Below are 16,213 nucleotides of genomic sequence, written 5' to 3'. Positions count from 1 at the left end.
CTGGCTGCGTACCGGCTCCTGTCGCCACTCCCCCTACCCTTTTGCTCATGCGCGCCGCACGGCTGATCAAGCTTGTCCTGCTGCTCCAGTCCCGGTCGTCCATGACGGGCGCCGAGCTGGCGCGGCAGCTGGAGGTCTCCGAGCGCACCGTCGCCCGGGACGTCCTCGCGCTGTCCGAAGCGGGCGTCCCCGTCTACGCCGACCGCGGCCGCGCGGGTGGCTACCGCCTCATCGGCGGCTACCGCACCCGGCTGACGGGCCTCGGCCGTACGGAGGCGGAGGCGCTGTTCCTGTCCGGGGTCCCCTCCGCGCTGCGCGAGATGGGTCTGGCCGACGCCGCCTCGGCCGCCCGCCTCAAGGTCTCCGCCGCCCTCCTGCCCGAGCTCCGGGACGCCTCGGCGTCCGCGGCCCAGCGCTTCCACCTCGACGCGCCCGGCTGGTGGCGCGAGGGCGACCCGCCGGCCCTGCTGCCCGCCGTCGCGGACGCCGTCTGGGACGACCGCCCGATCACGGCCCGCTACCGGCGGCGGGAAGGGGAGGCCGAGCGCGAGCTGGAGCCGTACGGGCTCGTCCTCAAGGGCGGCATCTGGTACCTGGCGGCGCGCGCCGGCGAGCAGTTCCGCATCTATCGCGTGGACCGCTTCACGGCCGTGGCCGCCGGGGCGGACCGCTTCGAGCGGGACGAGACGTTCGACCTGCCGGCCTTCTGGGAGGAGCGGGCGGCGGAATTCGCCCGCTCCATCCTCCGCGACCGGGCCGGGCTGCGCCTCACCCCGGAGGGGGCGAGGCGCCTCCCCCACGTGACGGACCGCGTGGCGGCGGAAGAAGCACTGGCGGCGGCCGGGCCGGCGGACGATCTCGGCCGCGTCACGGTCACCCTGGCCGTGGAGTCCCTGGAGGTCGCCTACGACCAGCTGCTGGCCCTCGGCCCCGAGGTGGAGGCCCTGGCCCCGCCCGAGCTGCGCGAGCGCTTCGCGCAGGCGGCGGCCCGGACAGCGGCCCTGTACAGCTGAACCCTCCAGGCGACCCGCACCCACTCCGGCACCCTCAGCCGTCCCGGCAACCACCCGGCCCGTCCGGCATTTGAAGACACCGCGCGTTCAGCGCGGTGGGGGTCGAGGGCCGCCCCGGTTCAGCGGTAATCCGCCTCCCGCGGCTCCTCACCCGCCTCCAAGGCAGCGATGTACCCCCACGCGTCCGGCCTCGTGCCATCCGTATCGGTGAAACCGTAGACGCGCGCCAGCTGCCCACTGGACAGGGACTGTCCGTTCCAGCGCGCGACCTCCGCGTCGCCGGCGAGCGCGGCCACCGCGCGCCCGACGTAGGCGGGGCTCTCCGAGATGCAGAAGTGCGGGTCCTCCTCCAGGGCGTCGCGCCAGGTCTCCTCGGTCACCTTCTTGTACGTGTCCAGCATCGCCTCCGACCGCAGGTATCCGGGCGTGAGGCTGACCGCGGTGCAGCCGAGGTCCCGGAGCTCCTCGCCCAGCCCCATGGCCATGCGGATCGGCGCGTACTTGGCGAGGTCGAAGGCGAGGTGGCCGCGGTACTTCGCGTTGTAGCCGGCCGTCCCGTCGGTCATCTCGACCACCAGCCCGCCGGGCCGCCGGCTCAGCAGCGGCAGCGCGCAGCGGCTGGTGATCAGGTGGGAGTCGATGCCGAGCCGCAGGATGCGCAGGTCGGCGTCCAGGTCGTGCTCCCACGACTTCCTGCTGAAGGCGTCGGGGAAGCCGACGAGGTGGTCGCCTCCCCACAGGCCGTTGACGAGCACGTCCAGCCGCCCGTGGTCCCGCTCGACGCGGGCGACGACGGCCTCCACCTGCCCGGGTTCCAGGTGGTCCGCGGGCACGGCGATGCCCGTGCCGCCGGCCGCCGTCACCAGTTCGGCGGTCTCCTCGATCGTCTCGGGCCGCCCGACCTCGCTGCGGTGCCCGCGCGTGGTGCGCCCGGTCGCGTAGACGACCGCGCCGGCCCTGCCGAGCTCGACGGCCACGGCGCGGCTCGCGCCGCGGGTGGCTCCTGCCACGAGCGCGACCTTGCCCGCGAGCGGCCGGTCGTCCTGTGTGCGCGTACCCATGTCCTCGGGTCTCCTCTCGTCGGTACGGCCGTGACCCTGTCACCGAATCAAGACACCCTCTGTCCTGTTTCATGCGTCACACCGCGCCCGGTGACACGCTCCGATAACGAGACGGCCGCATCCGCCGCGCTCCGCGTGCGGGGCGGGAGGCTTGGCCCGATGCTGGTGGCGTGGACGAGACGGAGTTCTGGGAGCTGATCGACGCCACGCGCGAGGCGGCCGAGGGCGATGCCGAGGACCAGGCGGACCTGCTGGTCGACCGGCTGATGCAGCTCGACCCCGAGCGCGTGGTGGACTTCGCCCGGCACTTCGAGTCCCGCTACAACCGCTCGTACACCTGGGACCTGTGGGGCGCGGCGGCCATCCTGCTCAGCGGCGCGAGCGACGACGCCTTCGACTACTTCCGGTGCTGGCTGATCGGCCGGGGCCGGGAGGTCTTCGAAGGGGCCATGCACGACCCCGACAACCTCGCCGAGTTGCTGGAGGACTTCGACGAGGAGGTCGACGGGGACGGCGAGGACCTCGGCTACGCGGCCGACGAGGCGTACGAGCAGCTCACCGGGGCGGAGACCCCGGACCTGGGGCTGCCCGACCAGCCGGCGGAGCCGCTGGGATCGCCCTTCGACCCGGAGGACGAGGCGGCGCTCGCCGAGCGCTTCCCCCGCCTGTGGGAGCGCTTCCGGGAGTGACGGCGCGCGTGGCCGCGGTCTGTCAGGGGATCAGGTCAGCGACCGGCCCATGAGCACGTCGTCCACGTAAGAGCCGTCCAGCAGGAACTCCCCCGGCAGCACGCCCTCCACGGCGAAGCCCTCCGCCTCGTAGAGGCTGCGGGCGGGCGCGTTGTGCCCGAGCACGCGCAGCGTGAGCCGGGTCGCGCCCTGCCGGCGGGCCTCCTCGCCCGCCGCCCGCAGCAGCGCCCGGGCGATGCCGCGCCCGCGGAAGGCGTCGTCCACGACGAGGCCCTGGATCTGGCGCACGTGGGCGTTGACGGCGAGCGGCGTGGGCGGCACCAGCCGTATGTAACCCGCGGGCCGGCCGCCGGCCTCGGCCACCAGGATCTGCTCGGGCCGGGTCCGCTCGGTGAAGAAGGGCTCGTAGGGCGGCAGGGGGCGCGGCTGGACCGCGTGCAGCGTGGACCAGGTGCGGGCGTCGAGCTCCGCCAGCGGGCGGTCGTCGGCCTCCGTGGCCGTACGGATGATCGGTTTCTCCATGGGGTCACTGTGCCAGGCGCGCACCGCCCCTCCTGTGTCATTTTTTACGGGGCCGCGGGCAGGATGGGCCGTATGCGGATCGCGATCACCGGTTCCACCGGGCTCATCGGCACGGCGCTCGTGCGCTCCCTGCAGGCGGACGGCCACGAGGTGGTGCGCCTCGTGCGGCGCCCGGCGCGGGCGCGGGGAGAGGTCTCCTGGGACCCCGTGCGCCAGACCGTCGACGCGGCCGGGCTCGCCGGCTGCACGGGCGTGGTGCACCTGGCGGGCGCGGGCGTGGGCGACCACCGCTGGACGGCCGCCTACAAGAAGGAGATCCGGGACAGCCGGGTCCTCGGCACCGCCGCGATCGCCGAGGCCGTCGCCTCCCTCGACACCCCGCCGCGCGTGCTGGTCAGCGGCAGCGCGATCGGCATCTACGGCGACACCGGCGACCGTCTCGCCGACGAGAACACCCCGCCCGGGCACGGCTTCCTCGCCGACGTCTGCCAGCGGTGGGAGGAGGCCACCGTGGCCGCCGCCGAGGCGGGCGTGCGGACCGTCTACGCCCGTACGGGGCTCGTCGTCTCCCGGCGGGGCGGGGCGTGGGGCAAACTCTTCCCGCTCTTCCGGGCGGGGCTCGGGGGGCGCATGGGCGACGGCCGGCAGTACTGGAGCTTCATCGCCCTGCAGGACCACGTCGCCGCGCTCCGGCACCTCCTAGAGGACACGTCGCTGTCCGGACCCGTCAATCTGACCGCGCCCCATCCGGTCACGAACCGTCAGGTGACCGAGGTGATGGGGCGGGTGCTGCACCGGCCGGCGCTGCTCCCCGTGCCCGCCCCCGTGCTCCGGGCGGCCCTCGGCGAGATGGCCTCCGACGTGCTGGGCAGTCAGCGGGTCGTGCCCCGGCGGCTGCTGGACTCCGGGTTCTCCTTCGCGTGCCCGGACATCGAGAGCGCCGTACGGGCCGCGCTGGCGGACACACGGTGACCACGGACCGCGCACGGGGCCGCCGGCCGTGCTACCCACCGTGCGACCGTGCCCTGTCCGTGCGCGACTGTTATTGACCGAATTTCTCTCTACGGTCATGTCAAATCGCGCATCGCCTCTGCCCGTTGAGGGCATCAGGGCACCGAGCGAGCGGACCGAACCCGGGAGGGCACGTGCTCAGCAGCGCACGCGACACCGCCATCGACGCCGACGTCGTCATCGTGGGAGCCGGCCTCGCCGGGCTGTCAGCGGCCCACCGGCTCACGGCCGCGGGAGTGTCGGTCATCGTCCTGGAGGCCGCCCCCCGCGTCGGCGGGCGGATGACCACCGACCGCGCCGACGGCTTCCTGCTGGACCGGACGGCCCAGCTGCTCAACACCTCCTTCCCGGAGCTGCTCCGCACGCCCGGCCTGGACGCCCTCGTGCTGCGGCCGTTCACCCCGGGAGTGCTCGTCCACGCCGACGGGCGCAACCAGCGCACGGGCGAACCCCGCTCCACGAAGCGCGCGTTCCCCACGGCACGGGCCTTCGCGACCGTCGCCCGCGCCTCCCGGGCGGCGCGGGCGTCCCGGGCCGGCGGCCTCGACCAGGCCCGCCTGGGCACCGCGCTGGGCCGCCTCGCGGCGCTGCCCGCCCACCGCGTCCTCGCCCGGCCCGACCGGCCCACCGCCGAGACGCTCGCCGGGCGCGGCCTGCCGGCCCGCACCGTCGAGGGGTTCCTGCGGCCCCTCCTGGCGTCCCTGCTGTGCGACCCGGACCTCACCACGTCGAGCCGCTGCGCCGACCTCGTGCTGCGGGGCTACGCGCGTGGCCGCCTCTGTCTGCCGGCCGGCGGGGCGGACACCGTGCCGGCGCTGCTGGCCGCGCTGCTGCCGCCCGGCACGGTGCGGACCGGCGTCCACGCCAAGGCCGCCTGCACGACCTCCGTGTCGACCGCCGGGCACGGTGAGCTGCGCTGCCGCTCGGTCGTCGTGGCCACCGGGGCGCGCGCCGCGGCCGAGCTCATCCCGGGCCTGCGGATGCCCGGCTTCCATCCGGTGACCGTGCTGCACCACACCGCCCCCGAGCCGCCCTTGCGCGAGGCCTCGCTCATCATCGCCGCGGGGCGGCGCGGGCCCGTCGCGCACACCATGGTGGCCAGCGAGGTGGATCCGTCGCGGGCGCCCGAGGGGCGGCCCCTGATCACCTCGACGGTGCTGGGCGCGGCGGCCTCGCTGCCCACCGCCGAACTGGACCGCGCCGCGCGGGCCCAGCTCGCCCGGGTCTACGGCGCCCCCACCGGCGACTGGCAGCTCCTGGCCGCCCACCACGACCCCGAGGCCGTCCCGGCCATGCCGGCCCCGCACGACGTCCGCCGCCCGGTGCGGCTCCTGTCGGGCCTCTACGTCTGCGGCGACCACCGCGACACGAGCACGGTCCAGGGCGCCCTGTTCTCGGGCCGCAGGGCGGCCCTGGCGGTCCTCCGCGACCTGGGCATCCGGGCCCCGCAGGACTCGGAGGAACTGCAGGCGGCGTAGCGGCCTGCGGCCGGGCTCTCGTACGACACGTGCGGCCGGCACGGCACCGCCGGGATCCCGGTGGGGGTTGTTCTCCCCCAGCTACCGCTGGGAGGTGCCCCCAGTCGCGGCGGAATGTTCTTGCCTGCGGCAAGGCCGTCGAAGCGGCTGGTACGGCACCGCCGATCACCTCTGGTGGGGCCCGAGCGCCGCTGCGGCGGGAAGTACTTGCCTGCCGCAGGCAAAGTCACCGAAGCCAAGAAGCCCGGCTTCTTGTTCCCGCCGCGGCGGCGAGCAACCCCCACCGGAGGTGCCCGGCGGTGCCGAAGGGGCTCAGGCCCGACCGCGCCCAAGCCCCTTGCCGCCAAGCAAGAACACCCCGCCGCAACGGCGCCAAGCCGACACGGCGGAGCCCGGCGGTGCCGGACAGGGCCCAGGCCCGACCACGAACCCAAGCCCTTCGCCACCAGGCAGGAACACCCCGCCGCAACGGCGCCCGACCCCACCGGAGGTGCCCGGCGGTGCCGAGCCGCCCCCGGCCGAGGGCCGCAGAGCCCGCCGCAGAGCCCGCCGCAGGCGAACCGGCGGTGCGGGAACGGCCGCAGGCCTGCCTACAGCACCGCCACCTTCTCCCGGTACGCACGGACCGCCGCCGCGTCCCGGTACGGTTCGAGCCGCCGCTCGAAGTCGCGGATGTACTCCAGCGCCCGGACCGACCGCATCTCGGCCGCCGCCTGGGCCGCCTCCGCCCCCAGCTGGCACGCCTGCTCCAGCTCGCCGAGGCCGAGCCGCGCCGTGGCCAGCACCACGCGGCAGAAGAGCCGGCTGCGGGCGTACGCCTGGCTGCGGAGCTGCAGGGAGCGCTCGGCGTGCTGCGCCGCGGCCCGGTACTGCTGCAGGTCGCGGTGGCAGTGCCCGAACTCGTCGGCCAGCTGGGCCTCGTCGAAGAAGCGGGCCCAGTACGGCACGTCGTCGCCCGGGCGGGCGGACTCCAGCGCCCGCTCCGCCCGCGCCAGCGACGCCGAGCAGGCCCGTACCTCGCCGAGCACCCCGTGCCCGCGGGCCTCCACCGCGTGCAGCAGCGACTGCACCACGGACGGGGCGCTGGACCCGATGCCCTGCTGGGCGACCCGGGCCAGCTGGACGGCTTCCCGGCCGTGGCCGAGGTAGACCGCCTGCCGGCTCATGGTGACGAGCACGTAGCTGCCGTAGGAGCGGTCCCCCGCGGCCTGGGCGAGCCGCAGCGCCTGGACGAAGTACCGCTGCGCCAGCCCGTGCGCGGCGATGTCGTACGACGTCCAGCCGGCGAGCCGGGTGAGGTCGGCGACGGCGGCGAAGAGCCGGCGCCCGGTCGCCTCCCCGTACGTGCCGCGCAGCATCGGCTCGGCCTCGTGCTCCAGGTACCGCACGAGGGCCTGGCGGGCGTGCCCGCCGCCGTACGCGTGGTCGAGCGTGCGGAAGAGCTCGCCGACCGAGCGGAGCGCCGCGATGTCGCCCATCGAGACCCGGCCGCCGGGCCCGCGCTCGACGTGCCGCTGACGGGGCTGGTGCGCGCGCCCCTGGGCCGGGACCCGGCCGCCCTCGGAGGCGGGGGCGCCGCGGGCGACCCGCTCGTCGGCCCGGCCGATCAGCCAGTCCCGGCTGGGCACCACCAGCCCGGCCGGGGTGAAGGCGATCTTCCGGAGCTCGGTGTGGCTGCCGGAGTCCTTGCGCCAGAGGCCGCTGACGATGTCAATGGCCTCTTCCGGGGACGCGGCGAATTCGAGCCCCGCGTACACCGGGGCGCAGGCGTCCAGCCCCAGGTCCTGCGCGGACAGCCGCCGCCCGAGCCGCCGGGTGAAGACCTCGGCGATCAGCGCCGGGGTGGTTCCGCGGGGCTGCTGGCCGCGCAGCCAGCGGGTGACGGACGTCTTGTCGTAACGCAGGTCGAGGCCGTGCTCAAGCCCTAACTGATCGACTCGCCGAGCCAGCCCTGCGTTGGAGAAGCCCGCCTCCGCGATCAACGCGGCGAGCTGACGGTTGGGGATGCGCTGCGGGGGTCGTTCCGTCATCAGCCTGCCGGTCTCCCTGATCTCGTTCTGGAACGGCGCGAACTTAGCGGTCCCCAACGCCCTGATCGCTCCCTTCGCCCCGCATTCATCCGATCGTGTGAGGACAGATCAAATACACCCGGACAGCGGGCCGAGCTGCCCTCGCCGCCGGGACCGCTCGCGGCGCACCCTCCGCCCGCCGTACGCCGCCCGCCTGCAGGGATGTCGGCGGGCGGCCGTACAGTGGCAAAGGAGCACGTCGAAAAGGGCTGAAGAGAAGCTGAGGAGCCGCCGTGAGTGAGCTGCGCTTCGTCCACCTGGGCTTCGGGGCGGACGCCGTCGAGTATCAGGAGGCGTGGCAGGAGCAGCGGCGGGTCCACGCCGCCCGGTTCGCGGACGAGATCCCGGACACCTGCCTGCTGCTGGAGCACCCGGCGGTCTACACCGCGGGACGGCGCACGGAGGACAGCGAGCGCCCCCTGGACGGTACCCCTGTCGTTGACGTCGACCGCGGCGGGAAAATCACCTGGCACGGCCCGGGCCAGCTCGTCGGCTATCCCATCCTCAAGCTGCCGCGCCCGGTGGACGTGATCGCGCACGTGCGCCGGCTGGAGGAGGCCCTCATCCGCGCCTGCGCCGAGCTGGGCGTTGCGACCACGCGCGTGGAGGGCCGCAGCGGCGTCTGGGTGCTGGGCGACCCCGTCGAGGAGCGCCCCGCGATCGGCGGCCTTTCCCTGGACTTCGACCCGCGGCTGAGGACGGACGTGGGCCCCTCCTCGCCGAAGGCGGGCGAGGAGGGAGAGTTCGACCCCCGGCTGAACGGCCCGGAGTACGCCCCGTCCAACGCCGGCCAGCGCCGCGAGGACCGCAAGCTGGCGGCGATCGGCATCCGGATCGCCAAGGGCGTGACGATGCACGGCTTCGCGCTGAACTGTGATCCTGACAACACCTGGTTCGACCGGATCGTGCCGTGCGGCATCCGGGACGCGGGTGTGACCTCCCTGTCGAACGAGCTGGGCCGGCAGGTGACGATCGCCGAGGCCCTGCCGCTGGTGGAGAAGCACCTGCGGGAGGTTCTGGAGACCGCGGAGCCGCAGCCGCGCCCCGTGGCGGCCGGGGCGAGCTAGCCCGGCCGGTGGGGGAATGCGTCCGGGGCTCCATGAGTTGCCCAGGGCACAGGAATGACCAGCGTAGGAAATAACGGGCGTACCCTGGTGTCCGCCGAGGAATCGAAGTCATAGGGAGCCGGACGTGTCGGCAGTCGCACCCGACGGACGCAAGATGCTGCGCTTGGAGGTCCGGAACGCCCAGACCCCCATCGAGCGCAAGCCCGAGTGGATCAAGACGCGGGCGAAGATGGGCCCCGAGTACACCTCGCTGCAGGGCCTGGTGAAGCGCGAGGGCCTGCACACCGTGTGCCAGGAGGCGGGCTGCCCCAACATCTACGAGTGCTGGGAGGACCGCGAGGCCACGTTCCTCATCGGCGGCGACCAGTGCACCCGGCGCTGTGACTTCTGCCAGATCGACACCGGCAAGCCCCAGGCCCTGGACCGGGACGAGCCGCGCCGCGTCGGCGAGTCGGTCGTCACGATGGACCTGAACTACGCCACGATCACCGGCGTCGCCCGCGACGACCTGGCCGACGGCGGCGCCTGGCTGTACGCGGAGACCGTGCGCCAGATCCACCAGCAGACCGCGGAGCGCGAGGGCGGCCGCACCAAGGTCGAGCTGCTCGCCCCGGACTTCAACGCGGTCCCGGAGCTGCTGGAGGAGGTCTTCGCCTCGCGCCCCGAGGTCTTCGCGCACAACGTCGAGACCGTCCCCCGGATCTTCCGCCGCATCCGCCCCGGCTTCCGCTACGAGCGCTCGCTGGAGGTCATCACCAAGGCCCGCGAGGCCGGCCTGGTGACCAAGTCCAACCTGATCCTGGGCATGGGCGAGGAGCGGGCCGAGGTCAGCGAGGCCCTGCGCGACCTGCACGAGGCGGGCTGCGAGCTCATCACCATCACCCAGTACCTGCGGCCGTCGCCGCGGCACCACCCGGTGGAGCGCTGGGTGAAGCCGCAGGAGTTCGTCGAGCTGAAGGAGGAGGCGGAGGAGATCGGCTACGCCGGTGTCATGTCCGGCCCCCTGGTCCGTTCGTCGTACCGGGCCGGGCGCCTCTACCAGCAGGCGATGGAGCGGCGCGCCGCCGCCCCGTCGACGCAGGCGGTCTGACCTGCGGCTTCAGCTCTGCGCATGCTTGTGGACGCGGCCCGTGCCGCCCCTGCCGGACGGTGGGGGACGGTACGGGCCGCGTCAACGTTTCATAGGCGTTTGACCAAGAGGTCATCCATTGGTAACACCGTTCCGTGACGATAGAGGCACGCACAGCAGTTCCCCGTACGCACATAAGTCCGTACATTCTTCGTCCGCACGCCACGTCCTTCGTTCGCACGCCCTTCCCCGCCGGTACGTACCTCCAGCCCCCCCCCCGCTGCCCACTGTTCACTTCCGCTCCCGAGGGGACAACGACATGCAGGCCGCGCCCGCCCACGCAGCCATGGCGACAGCCACCCGCACCGCTTCCACCCTGCCCAGCACGCTCTCCGTACGGCCCCCGTCCGTCACCGGCGCCCTGCGGGCCCTGGAGGGGCTGCTGATGCGCCGCGGCCAGCGCACCGCTCGGCGTAACGCCTGGACCGCGGTGCTGGAGGACCGCCGCCGGGCCAAGGACCGGCGCGAGGCGCAGCACGTGCTGGAGGCCGTGGCGGCCCCCGGTCCGCAGGCGACGTAAACTTCGCCTTATGGCGAGGAAGGCAACACCTGAGAATCAGGCTGAGAAGCAGGGGCGACTGCAGCAGATCGTCCAGTCCTACAAGCTGACGCGAGAGGCTGACCCGAAGGTCGGTCTGATCGTCGCCGGCGTGGGCATCGTGACCCTCGGTGTCCTGCTCGCCGTGGGCTTCGCGATCGGCCACCCGGTCTACCTGGGCATTCTCGGCGTCCTGCTGGCGTTCCTCGCGATGGCGATCGTCTTCGGGCAGCGCGCCCAGCGGGCCTACCAGGGCAAGATCGAGGGCCAGGTGGGCGCGGCCGCGGCCATCCTGGAGCAGCAGATGGGCCGGAAGTGGACGACGACGTCCCCCGTCGCGTTCAGCCGTGATGGCGACATGGTCCACCGCGCGGTCAGCAAGGCGGGCATCGTGCTCATCGGCGAGGGCAACCCCGGCCGGGTCAAGGGCCTGCTGGCGGCCGAGAAGCGCAAGATGGCGCGCGTCGTGACCGACGTCCCGGTGCACGACTTCATCATCGGCAACGCCGAGGGTCAGCTGCCGCTGAAGAAGATGCGCATGACGCTGGCGAAGCTGCCGCAGGTGGTTCCGGGCGACAAGGTCACGGCGACCACGGACCGGCTGCGGGCGCTGGGCGACCCGATGAAGAACATGCCGGTCCCGAAGGGTCCGCTGCCCAAGGGCGCGCGGATGCCGAAGGGCCGCTGAGGAAGCGGAGCGAGCGAAGAGGGCGGGGCCGGAATCGAGAGATTCCGGCCCCGCCCTCGTTGCGTGACGGGGAAGGCGCGTGACGGGGAAAGCGTCAGACCCGCACCTGGACGGCGCGGGCGAGGCGGTCGTGGAGCCCGCGGGTGTCGCGGTCCCAGATGACGGCCGGGATGACGACGGCGAGGAGTACGCTGCGGAAGAGGACGCGGGGCAGGCTGAGCCGTCCCCCGCCCTCGGCGACGACCCGCAGCCCGAGGAGACGCTTCCCGGGGGTGCAGCCGATCGTACCGACAGTGACGACACTGAGTACGAAGAAGATCAGCAGGGCCCAGTTGCCCGCCTGCTGGGGCTTGCCGTCCGCGAGGAAGGCGTAGGCGATGAGCATGCACAGCGCCCAGTCGATGAAGACGGCGCCGAAGCGCCGCCCGAGCGGGGCGATGGAGCCGGGCCCGTCCGCCGGGAGCCCGAGGCGCTCGCCCCGGTGCCCGAAGTCGACGCCCATCTCCTCGGCGGCCGCGCGCGGGCCGGAGAGCCATGAGCCGATTGCTTGCCTGTTGTCCACCCGTCCACGGTACTGCGCCCGCATTCGTACCCCCCGGCCCGGGGGTCGCCCGCCCGCGCTCCCCGATCCGTTCCCCGTGCGTGTTTCATGGCACATCCGGGCCGCACCCCGGTTAACCTCGGCGAAACAAATGGGTCATGCCCGGGAAATCCCGTCTCTCTAGGGTCGGCCGCAGCGCGCCGGTGCGATACGGACCGCGCCACCGAAGCAATCCCCGACCGCGTGCGGCCGGGCTAGGAGGAGTTGGATGTTCCAGAACGCCGACGAGGCCAAGAAGTTCATCTCGGATGAGGACGTCAAGTTCGTCGACGTCCGATTCTGCGACCTGCCTGGCGTGATGCAGCACTTCACGATCCCGGCCGCGGCCTTCGACCCGAACGAGGAGCTGGCGTTCGACGGCTCGTCGATCCGCGGCTTCCAGGCCATCCACGAGTCCGACATGGCCCTGCGCGCGGACCTGTCCACGGCCCGGATGGACCCGTTCCGCCGGGACAAGACGCTCAACATCAACTTCTTTATCCACGACCCGATCACGGGCGAGCAGTACAGCCGTGACCCGCGCAACATCGCCAAGAAGGCCGAGGCCTACCTCGCCTCGACCGGCATCGCGGACACCGCGTACTTCGGCCCGGAGGCCGAGTTCTACGTATTCGACAGCGTGCGCTTCAACACCGCCGCGAACGAGTCCTTCTACCACATCGACTCCGAGGCCGGCGCCTGGAACACCGGTGCCGTCGAGGACAACCGCGGTTACAAGGTCCGTTACAAGGGCGGCTACTTCCCGGCCCCGCCGGTCGACCACTTCGCCGACCTGCGCGCCGAGATCTCCCTGGAGCTGGACAAGGCCGGCCTGCAGGTCGAGCGCCAGCACCACGAGGTCGGCACCGCCGGCCAGGCCGAGATCAACTACAAGTTCAACACGCTGCTCGCCGCCGCCGACGACCTGATGCTCTTCAAGTACATCGTGAAGAACGTCGCCTGGCGCAACGGCAAGACCGCGACCTTCATGCCGAAGCCGATCTTCGGTGACAACGGCTCGGGCATGCACGTCCACCAGTCCCTGTGGACCGGCGGCGAGCCCCTCTTCTACGACGAGCAGGGCTACGCGGGCCTCTCGGACACCGCCCGCTACTACATCGGCGGCATCCTCAAGCACGCCCCGTCGCTGCTGGCCTTCACCAACCCGACGGTGAACTCCTACCACCGCCTGGTCCCCGGCTTCGAGGCCCCGGTCAACCTGGTCTACTCCCAGCGCAACCGCTCCGCCGCCATGCGCATCCCGATCACGGGCTCCAACCCGAAGGCCAAGCGCGTCGAGTTCCGCGCCCCGGACCCGTCCTCGAACCCCTACCTCGCCTTCTCGGCCCTCCTCCTGGCCGGACTCGACGGCGTCAAGAACAAGATCGAGCCCGCCGAGCCGATCGACAAGGACCTCTACGAGCTCGCCCCCGACGAGCACGCGAACGTCCCCCAGGTCCCGACCTCCCTCCCGGCCGTCCTCGACGCCCTGGAGCAGGACAACGAGTACCTCCAGGCCGGCGGCGTCTTCACCTCCGACCTGATCGAGACCTGGATCGACTACAAGCGCACCAACGAGATCGCCCCGATCCAGCTGCGCCCGCACCCGCACGAGTTCGAGATGTACTTCGACATCTAAGAACCCCAGGGGTCAGAGCGAATTCCGCCGGCCGTGCCCTTCCCTTTCGGGGAAGGGCACGGCCGGCGGCTTTTCCGTCTCACCCGTTCGGCCTAACGCCGCCCGTGCCCGTCCCGCCCCATGATGTCCTCAATCGCCTTTCGGCCGAGGACGCCGAGGAAAGGGGCCCGGGATGAGCGACGCAGCAGCCGTCCCCGCATACAACGTCGACGTGAAGCTCACCGTCAAGAACAACCCCAACAGGTCCCAGTTCATCAACATGACCATCGACACCGTCCCCGCCGGGGCGACCCGGTTGCGGGGAACGTGGCGTGGTGCCCGCGTCTTCGTTCCGTCCCAGGGCGGGGACTTCAACTGGGACGGCAGGGCGGGTCAGGAACTCGTCGAGGCCTTCGACGGCCCGGCGTCCGCCGCGCGCGTCGTCCTCGGCCTGGAAAAGTTCACCGGGGCCCCGGGCAAGCTCCCCGGGCGGGGCGCCGGCGGCGCGGGGATCGTTTTCGACCCGGCCGACCCGGCGTTCCGCCTGGAGATCACGTGGCGGATCACCTGACGGCCGCGAGGCGCCCTACTTCGGGGGCTCCATCAGGCGGACGGTGCTGAGGATCTTGCGGAGGGTGTCGTCCGGGAGTTCGTCCTTCACGCCCTTCGCGCCGAAGATCGTCCAGGACGTGTATTCGTTGCCCTTGGGGTTCTTGAAGACGAAGGCGGTGGCCTTGCCGTCAGAGTCGCACTTGTTCTTCTTCGGGGCGCCCGAGGAGGAGGCCGAGACCAGGGTGCCGGACAGGCCGGACTTGGTGGTGTACGGCTCCGCCGGGCCGGACTTGATCTTCTTCTTGTCGGGCTGGGTGTAGAAGCCGTAGATCCACGCCTCGGCGTTCGCGCGGGCGGCGCCCTCCGGTTCCTGGCCGGCGTGCTCGCCGCGGGAGCCCGCCGCGGCGAGGGCCGTGTTTTCCTTTTTGTCGCCGCTGCCGGAGCTGCACCACGTCGGGTTGAGCATCGCCGGTGCCATCATGGCGACGAGCGGCTTGTCTTCGGGGTCGTCCTTTTCGGCGACGTAGGTGACCCAGTCGGGCTGCTTGCGGTCCCACTCGGGGGGCACGTCGAAGGCGACGCCCTTCGCGGGGTTGGTGACGACCTTCCAGCCGGGGACGACCGGCTTGGGGTCGTGGTCGGCGCGGGGGTTGTCGGCGCTCGCCGAGGCGGTGGGCTGCGTGCTGTGCTCGGCGGGCTTCGGGTCCTTCGCCTCGGCGTCCTTGTCGCCGCCCAGGACGAGGAAACCCGTGACGCCCGCCGCGATGACGACGGCCGTCGCCGCGGCGATGGCTATGAGCTTCGTCTTGTTTCCTCCGCCTCGCGGTGGCTGAGGCGGAGGCCCGTACGGGCCCGGCTGCTGATACGGATTCGGTTGCCCGCCTTGCGGGTATCCGCCACGCCCCGGCGGCTGCTGTCCTTGCCACATGGGGTGCAAGCCTACGCGGCGGCCCCGCGGCGCCCGGTCGTGTCAGCGCGTGGTGTAGCCGCCGTTGATGAAGAGGGTCTGGCCGTTGAGCCACCAGCCGTCCGTCAGCAGGAACTTCACGTACGGGACGATGTCCTCGATCTTGGTGAGGTCGCCGTTCATGGACGAGGACTTGTGGTAAGCGACGGAGTCGTCCGTCTCGGCCGGGTAGAAGAACGAGGTGTCCATCGGTCCGGGGGCGATGTTGTTCACCGAGATGTTGCGCCCGAAGAGCTCTTTGGAGAGCGCGCGGGTGAAGTGCTCGACGGGGGCCTTGCTGCCGGCGTAGACGGAGTAGAGGCCGGTGTAGGCGGCGAGCAGGGACGTCACGATGGTGACGATGGAGCCGTCGCGCTCGATGCGCTTGGCGGCCTCGCGCATCATGAAGTACGCCGCCTTGGTGTTGACGGCGAACATCTTGTCGAACTCCTCCTCCGACGTCTCGGTCATCGGCTTCTTGATGACCATGCCGGCGGTGTTCACCATGTGGTCGACCTTGCCGAACGCCTGCACCGCCGCGTCGAAGAGCTGCTCGACCTCGGCGACCTTCGTCAGGTCACCCTGGTGCGCGAAGGCGTCGCCGCCGGCCTTCTTCACGTCGGCGACGGTCTGCTCCGCCTTGTCGCGCGATGAGTCGCTGTTGTAGTGGACGACGACCTTGGCGCCGTCCGCGGCGATCTCGCGGGCGATGAGGCCGCCGAGGTTCTTCGACGCACCGCCGATGACGACGACCTTGTCCTTGAGCGTACGAGCAGGCATGGGCCTCTCCCAGTGACGACATGACGACCCTCTTGCCACGTTATGGGCAAGTTCGGGGGTTCGCATGCGGGCACCGGGAGAGGCCCGCCCCTCCTGTCAGGGGCACCGGTCAGTGGTGTCTGCCGGTGGTGCCTGTCAGTGGTGCTGCCAGTAGTGCTGTCAGTAGTTGGCGGCGTCGTGGATGAGGGACCGCACCGCCCGGCACGTCGTGTCGGAGGGCGAGTGGACCCCGATGCGGACCGCCGTGGCCCGTATCCGGCGGTTGCTCGCCTGCTCCGGGCGGTACACCCCGGAGTGCAGGAGGGCGATCGCGAGGCGCATCGCCTTCAGCTGGCGGTTGTGGGACTCGTACCAGCTGCGCGGGCGGCCCGCGGGCATGGGCTTCTTCGGCAGCGTGGAAAGGCTCGGGAGATCGGGAAGAGTGGGTGCGGCTACGGCCATCGGCGTTCCTCCTGAGGGGGTTCACAACCTC

General features: G+C 72.1%; 17 protein-coding genes. 10 read left to right on the top strand and 7 right to left on the bottom strand.

Features of this window, described 5'->3' with window-relative positions:
• The first annotated feature begins 47 nt into the window (after nt 1–47).
• A complete protein-coding gene (locus tag IF61_RS0103035; RefSeq protein WP_030364617.1) occupies nt 48–1,013 on the top strand; it encodes a helix-turn-helix transcriptional regulator in 966 nt (321 codons plus the stop codon).
• A 119-nt stretch (nt 1,014–1,132) separates the two neighbouring features.
• Here the strand turns inward: IF61_RS0103035 and IF61_RS0103030 are convergent, their stop codons facing one another.
• Nucleotides 1,133–2,074, bottom strand: coding sequence for an SDR family oxidoreductase (locus IF61_RS0103030; RefSeq protein ID WP_030364616.1), 942 nt, complete (start codon nt 2,072–2,074; stop codon nt 1,133–1,135).
• Between the two features lie 170 nt (nt 2,075–2,244).
• Here IF61_RS0103030 and IF61_RS0103025 point away from each other — a divergent pair, with 170 nt between their 5' ends.
• The gene (locus tag IF61_RS0103025) at nt 2,245–2,763 is read left to right on the top strand and encodes a DUF4240 domain-containing protein (protein WP_030364615.1); all 519 of its coding nucleotides are present in this window, start codon (nt 2,245–2,247) and stop codon (nt 2,761–2,763) included.
• A 30-nt stretch (nt 2,764–2,793) separates the two neighbouring features.
• Here IF61_RS0103025 and IF61_RS0103020 read toward each other — a convergent pair whose 3' ends face one another.
• The gene (locus tag IF61_RS0103020) at nt 2,794–3,285 is read right to left on the bottom strand and encodes a GNAT family N-acetyltransferase (RefSeq protein ID WP_030364614.1); all 492 of its coding nucleotides are present in this window, start codon (nt 3,283–3,285) and stop codon (nt 2,794–2,796) included.
• 63 nt (nt 3,286–3,348) lie between these two features.
• Here IF61_RS0103020 and IF61_RS0103015 point away from each other — a divergent pair, with 63 nt between their 5' ends.
• Together IF61_RS0103015 and IF61_RS0103010 are read left to right on the top strand one after the other, a co-directional pair.
• Nucleotides 3,349–4,257 (top strand): TIGR01777 family oxidoreductase, encoded by a 909-nt coding sequence (locus IF61_RS0103015; protein WP_030364613.1) that lies wholly within the window; start codon nt 3,349–3,351, stop codon nt 4,255–4,257.
• A gap of 173 nt (nt 4,258–4,430) precedes the next feature.
• Nucleotides 4,431–5,774 (top strand): NAD(P)/FAD-dependent oxidoreductase, encoded by a 1,344-nt coding sequence (locus IF61_RS0103010; protein WP_030364612.1) that lies wholly within the window; start codon nt 4,431–4,433, stop codon nt 5,772–5,774.
• A 590-nt stretch (nt 5,775–6,364) separates the two neighbouring features.
• Here IF61_RS0103010 and IF61_RS0103005 read toward each other — a convergent pair.
• Nucleotides 6,365–7,804, bottom strand: a complete 1,440-nt coding sequence (locus IF61_RS0103005; protein WP_030364611.1) for an NsdA family TPR-like regulatory protein — start codon at nt 7,802–7,804, stop codon at nt 6,365–6,367.
• A gap of 272 nt (nt 7,805–8,076) precedes the next feature.
• Here IF61_RS0103005 and lipB point away from each other — a divergent pair, with 272 nt between their 5' ends.
• The 4 genes from lipB (at nt 8,077) to IF61_RS0102985 (ending at nt 11,265) form a co-directional block, all read left to right on the top strand.
• Entirely contained in the window at nt 8,077–8,910 is an 834-nt protein-coding gene (lipB, locus tag IF61_RS0103000) for a lipoyl(octanoyl) transferase LipB (RefSeq protein ID WP_030364610.1), read from the top strand.
• 124 nt (nt 8,911–9,034) lie between these two features.
• Nucleotides 9,035–10,000 (top strand): lipoyl synthase, encoded by a 966-nt coding sequence (gene lipA / locus IF61_RS0102995; RefSeq protein ID WP_030364609.1) that lies wholly within the window; start codon nt 9,035–9,037, stop codon nt 9,998–10,000.
• 298 nt (nt 10,001–10,298) lie between these two features.
• Complete coding sequence (locus IF61_RS0102990; RefSeq protein ID WP_030364608.1) at nt 10,299–10,559, top strand: SCO2195 family GlnR-regulated protein; 261 nt, start codon at nt 10,299–10,301, stop codon at nt 10,557–10,559.
• Nucleotides 10,560–10,569: 10 nt separating this feature from the next.
• Nucleotides 10,570–11,265, top strand: coding sequence for a DUF4191 domain-containing protein (locus tag IF61_RS0102985; protein ID WP_030364607.1), 696 nt, complete (start codon nt 10,570–10,572; stop codon nt 11,263–11,265).
• A gap of 94 nt (nt 11,266–11,359) precedes the next feature.
• Here IF61_RS0102985 and IF61_RS0102980 read toward each other — a convergent pair whose 3' ends face one another.
• Nucleotides 11,360–11,827, bottom strand: a complete 468-nt coding sequence (locus tag IF61_RS0102980; protein WP_078659934.1) for an RDD family protein — start codon at nt 11,825–11,827, stop codon at nt 11,360–11,362.
• A 247-nt stretch (nt 11,828–12,074) separates the two neighbouring features.
• On the opposite strand from IF61_RS0102980, the gene glnA reads away from it, so the two are divergent.
• Nucleotides 12,075–13,484 (top strand): type I glutamate--ammonia ligase, encoded by a 1,410-nt coding sequence (glnA, locus tag IF61_RS0102975; protein WP_030364605.1) that lies wholly within the window; start codon nt 12,075–12,077, stop codon nt 13,482–13,484.
• A gap of 172 nt (nt 13,485–13,656) precedes the next feature.
• Nucleotides 13,657–14,034, top strand: coding sequence for a hypothetical protein (locus IF61_RS0102970; protein ID WP_030364604.1), 378 nt, complete (start codon nt 13,657–13,659; stop codon nt 14,032–14,034).
• Nucleotides 14,035–14,049: 15 nt separating this feature from the next.
• Here IF61_RS0102970 and IF61_RS0102965 read toward each other — a convergent pair whose 3' ends face one another.
• From IF61_RS0102965 to IF61_RS0102955, 3 genes are all read right to left on the bottom strand, one after another.
• Nucleotides 14,050–14,943, bottom strand: coding sequence for a DUF8017 domain-containing protein (locus IF61_RS0102965; RefSeq protein ID WP_030364603.1), 894 nt, complete (start codon nt 14,941–14,943; stop codon nt 14,050–14,052).
• A 42-nt stretch (nt 14,944–14,985) separates the two neighbouring features.
• Entirely contained in the window at nt 14,986–15,741 is a 756-nt protein-coding gene (locus IF61_RS0102960) for an SDR family oxidoreductase (protein ID WP_030364602.1), read from the bottom strand.
• Between the two features lie 159 nt (nt 15,742–15,900).
• A complete protein-coding gene (locus tag IF61_RS0102955) occupies nt 15,901–16,182 on the bottom strand; it encodes a hypothetical protein (RefSeq protein ID WP_030364601.1) in 282 nt (93 codons plus the stop codon).
• Nucleotides 16,183–16,213: the final 31 nt, after the last annotated feature.

This window comes from Streptomyces roseoverticillatus, from assembly GCF_000719265.1.
Classification (GTDB): Bacteria; Actinomycetota; Actinomycetes; order Streptomycetales; family Streptomycetaceae; genus Streptomyces; species Streptomyces roseoverticillatus.
This window is presented reverse-complemented; position numbering and strand designations above follow the sequence as displayed.

Coding starts and splice junctions, on each gene's coding strand:
- IF61_RS0103030 (WP_030364616.1), bottom strand. CDS start 2,074: ATGGGTACGCGCACACAGGACGACCGGCCGCTCGCGGGCAAGGTCGCG.
- IF61_RS0103005 (WP_030364611.1), bottom strand. CDS start 7,804: ATGACGGAACGACCCCCGCAGCGCATCCCCAACCGTCAGCTCGCCGCG.
- IF61_RS0103035 (WP_030364617.1), top strand. CDS start 48: ATGCGCGCCGCACGGCTGATCAAGCTTGTCCTGCTGCTCCAGTCCCGG.
- IF61_RS0103020 (WP_030364614.1), bottom strand. CDS start 3,285: ATGGAGAAACCGATCATCCGTACGGCCACGGAGGCCGACGACCGCCCG.
- IF61_RS0102990 (WP_030364608.1), top strand. CDS start 10,299: ATGCAGGCCGCGCCCGCCCACGCAGCCATGGCGACAGCCACCCGCACC.
- IF61_RS0102970 (WP_030364604.1), top strand. CDS start 13,657: ATGAGCGACGCAGCAGCCGTCCCCGCATACAACGTCGACGTGAAGCTC.
- glnA (WP_030364605.1), top strand. CDS start 12,075: ATGTTCCAGAACGCCGACGAGGCCAAGAAGTTCATCTCGGATGAGGAC.
- IF61_RS0102965 (WP_030364603.1), bottom strand. CDS start 14,943: ATGTGGCAAGGACAGCAGCCGCCGGGGCGTGGCGGATACCCGCAAGGC.
- IF61_RS0102985 (WP_030364607.1), top strand. CDS start 10,570: ATGGCGAGGAAGGCAACACCTGAGAATCAGGCTGAGAAGCAGGGGCGA.
- IF61_RS0103015 (WP_030364613.1), top strand. CDS start 3,349: ATGGGCCGTATGCGGATCGCGATCACCGGTTCCACCGGGCTCATCGGC.
- IF61_RS0102960 (WP_030364602.1), bottom strand. CDS start 15,741: ATGCCTGCTCGTACGCTCAAGGACAAGGTCGTCGTCATCGGCGGTGCG.
- IF61_RS0102955 (WP_030364601.1), bottom strand. CDS start 16,182: ATGGCCGTAGCCGCACCCACTCTTCCCGATCTCCCGAGCCTTTCCACG.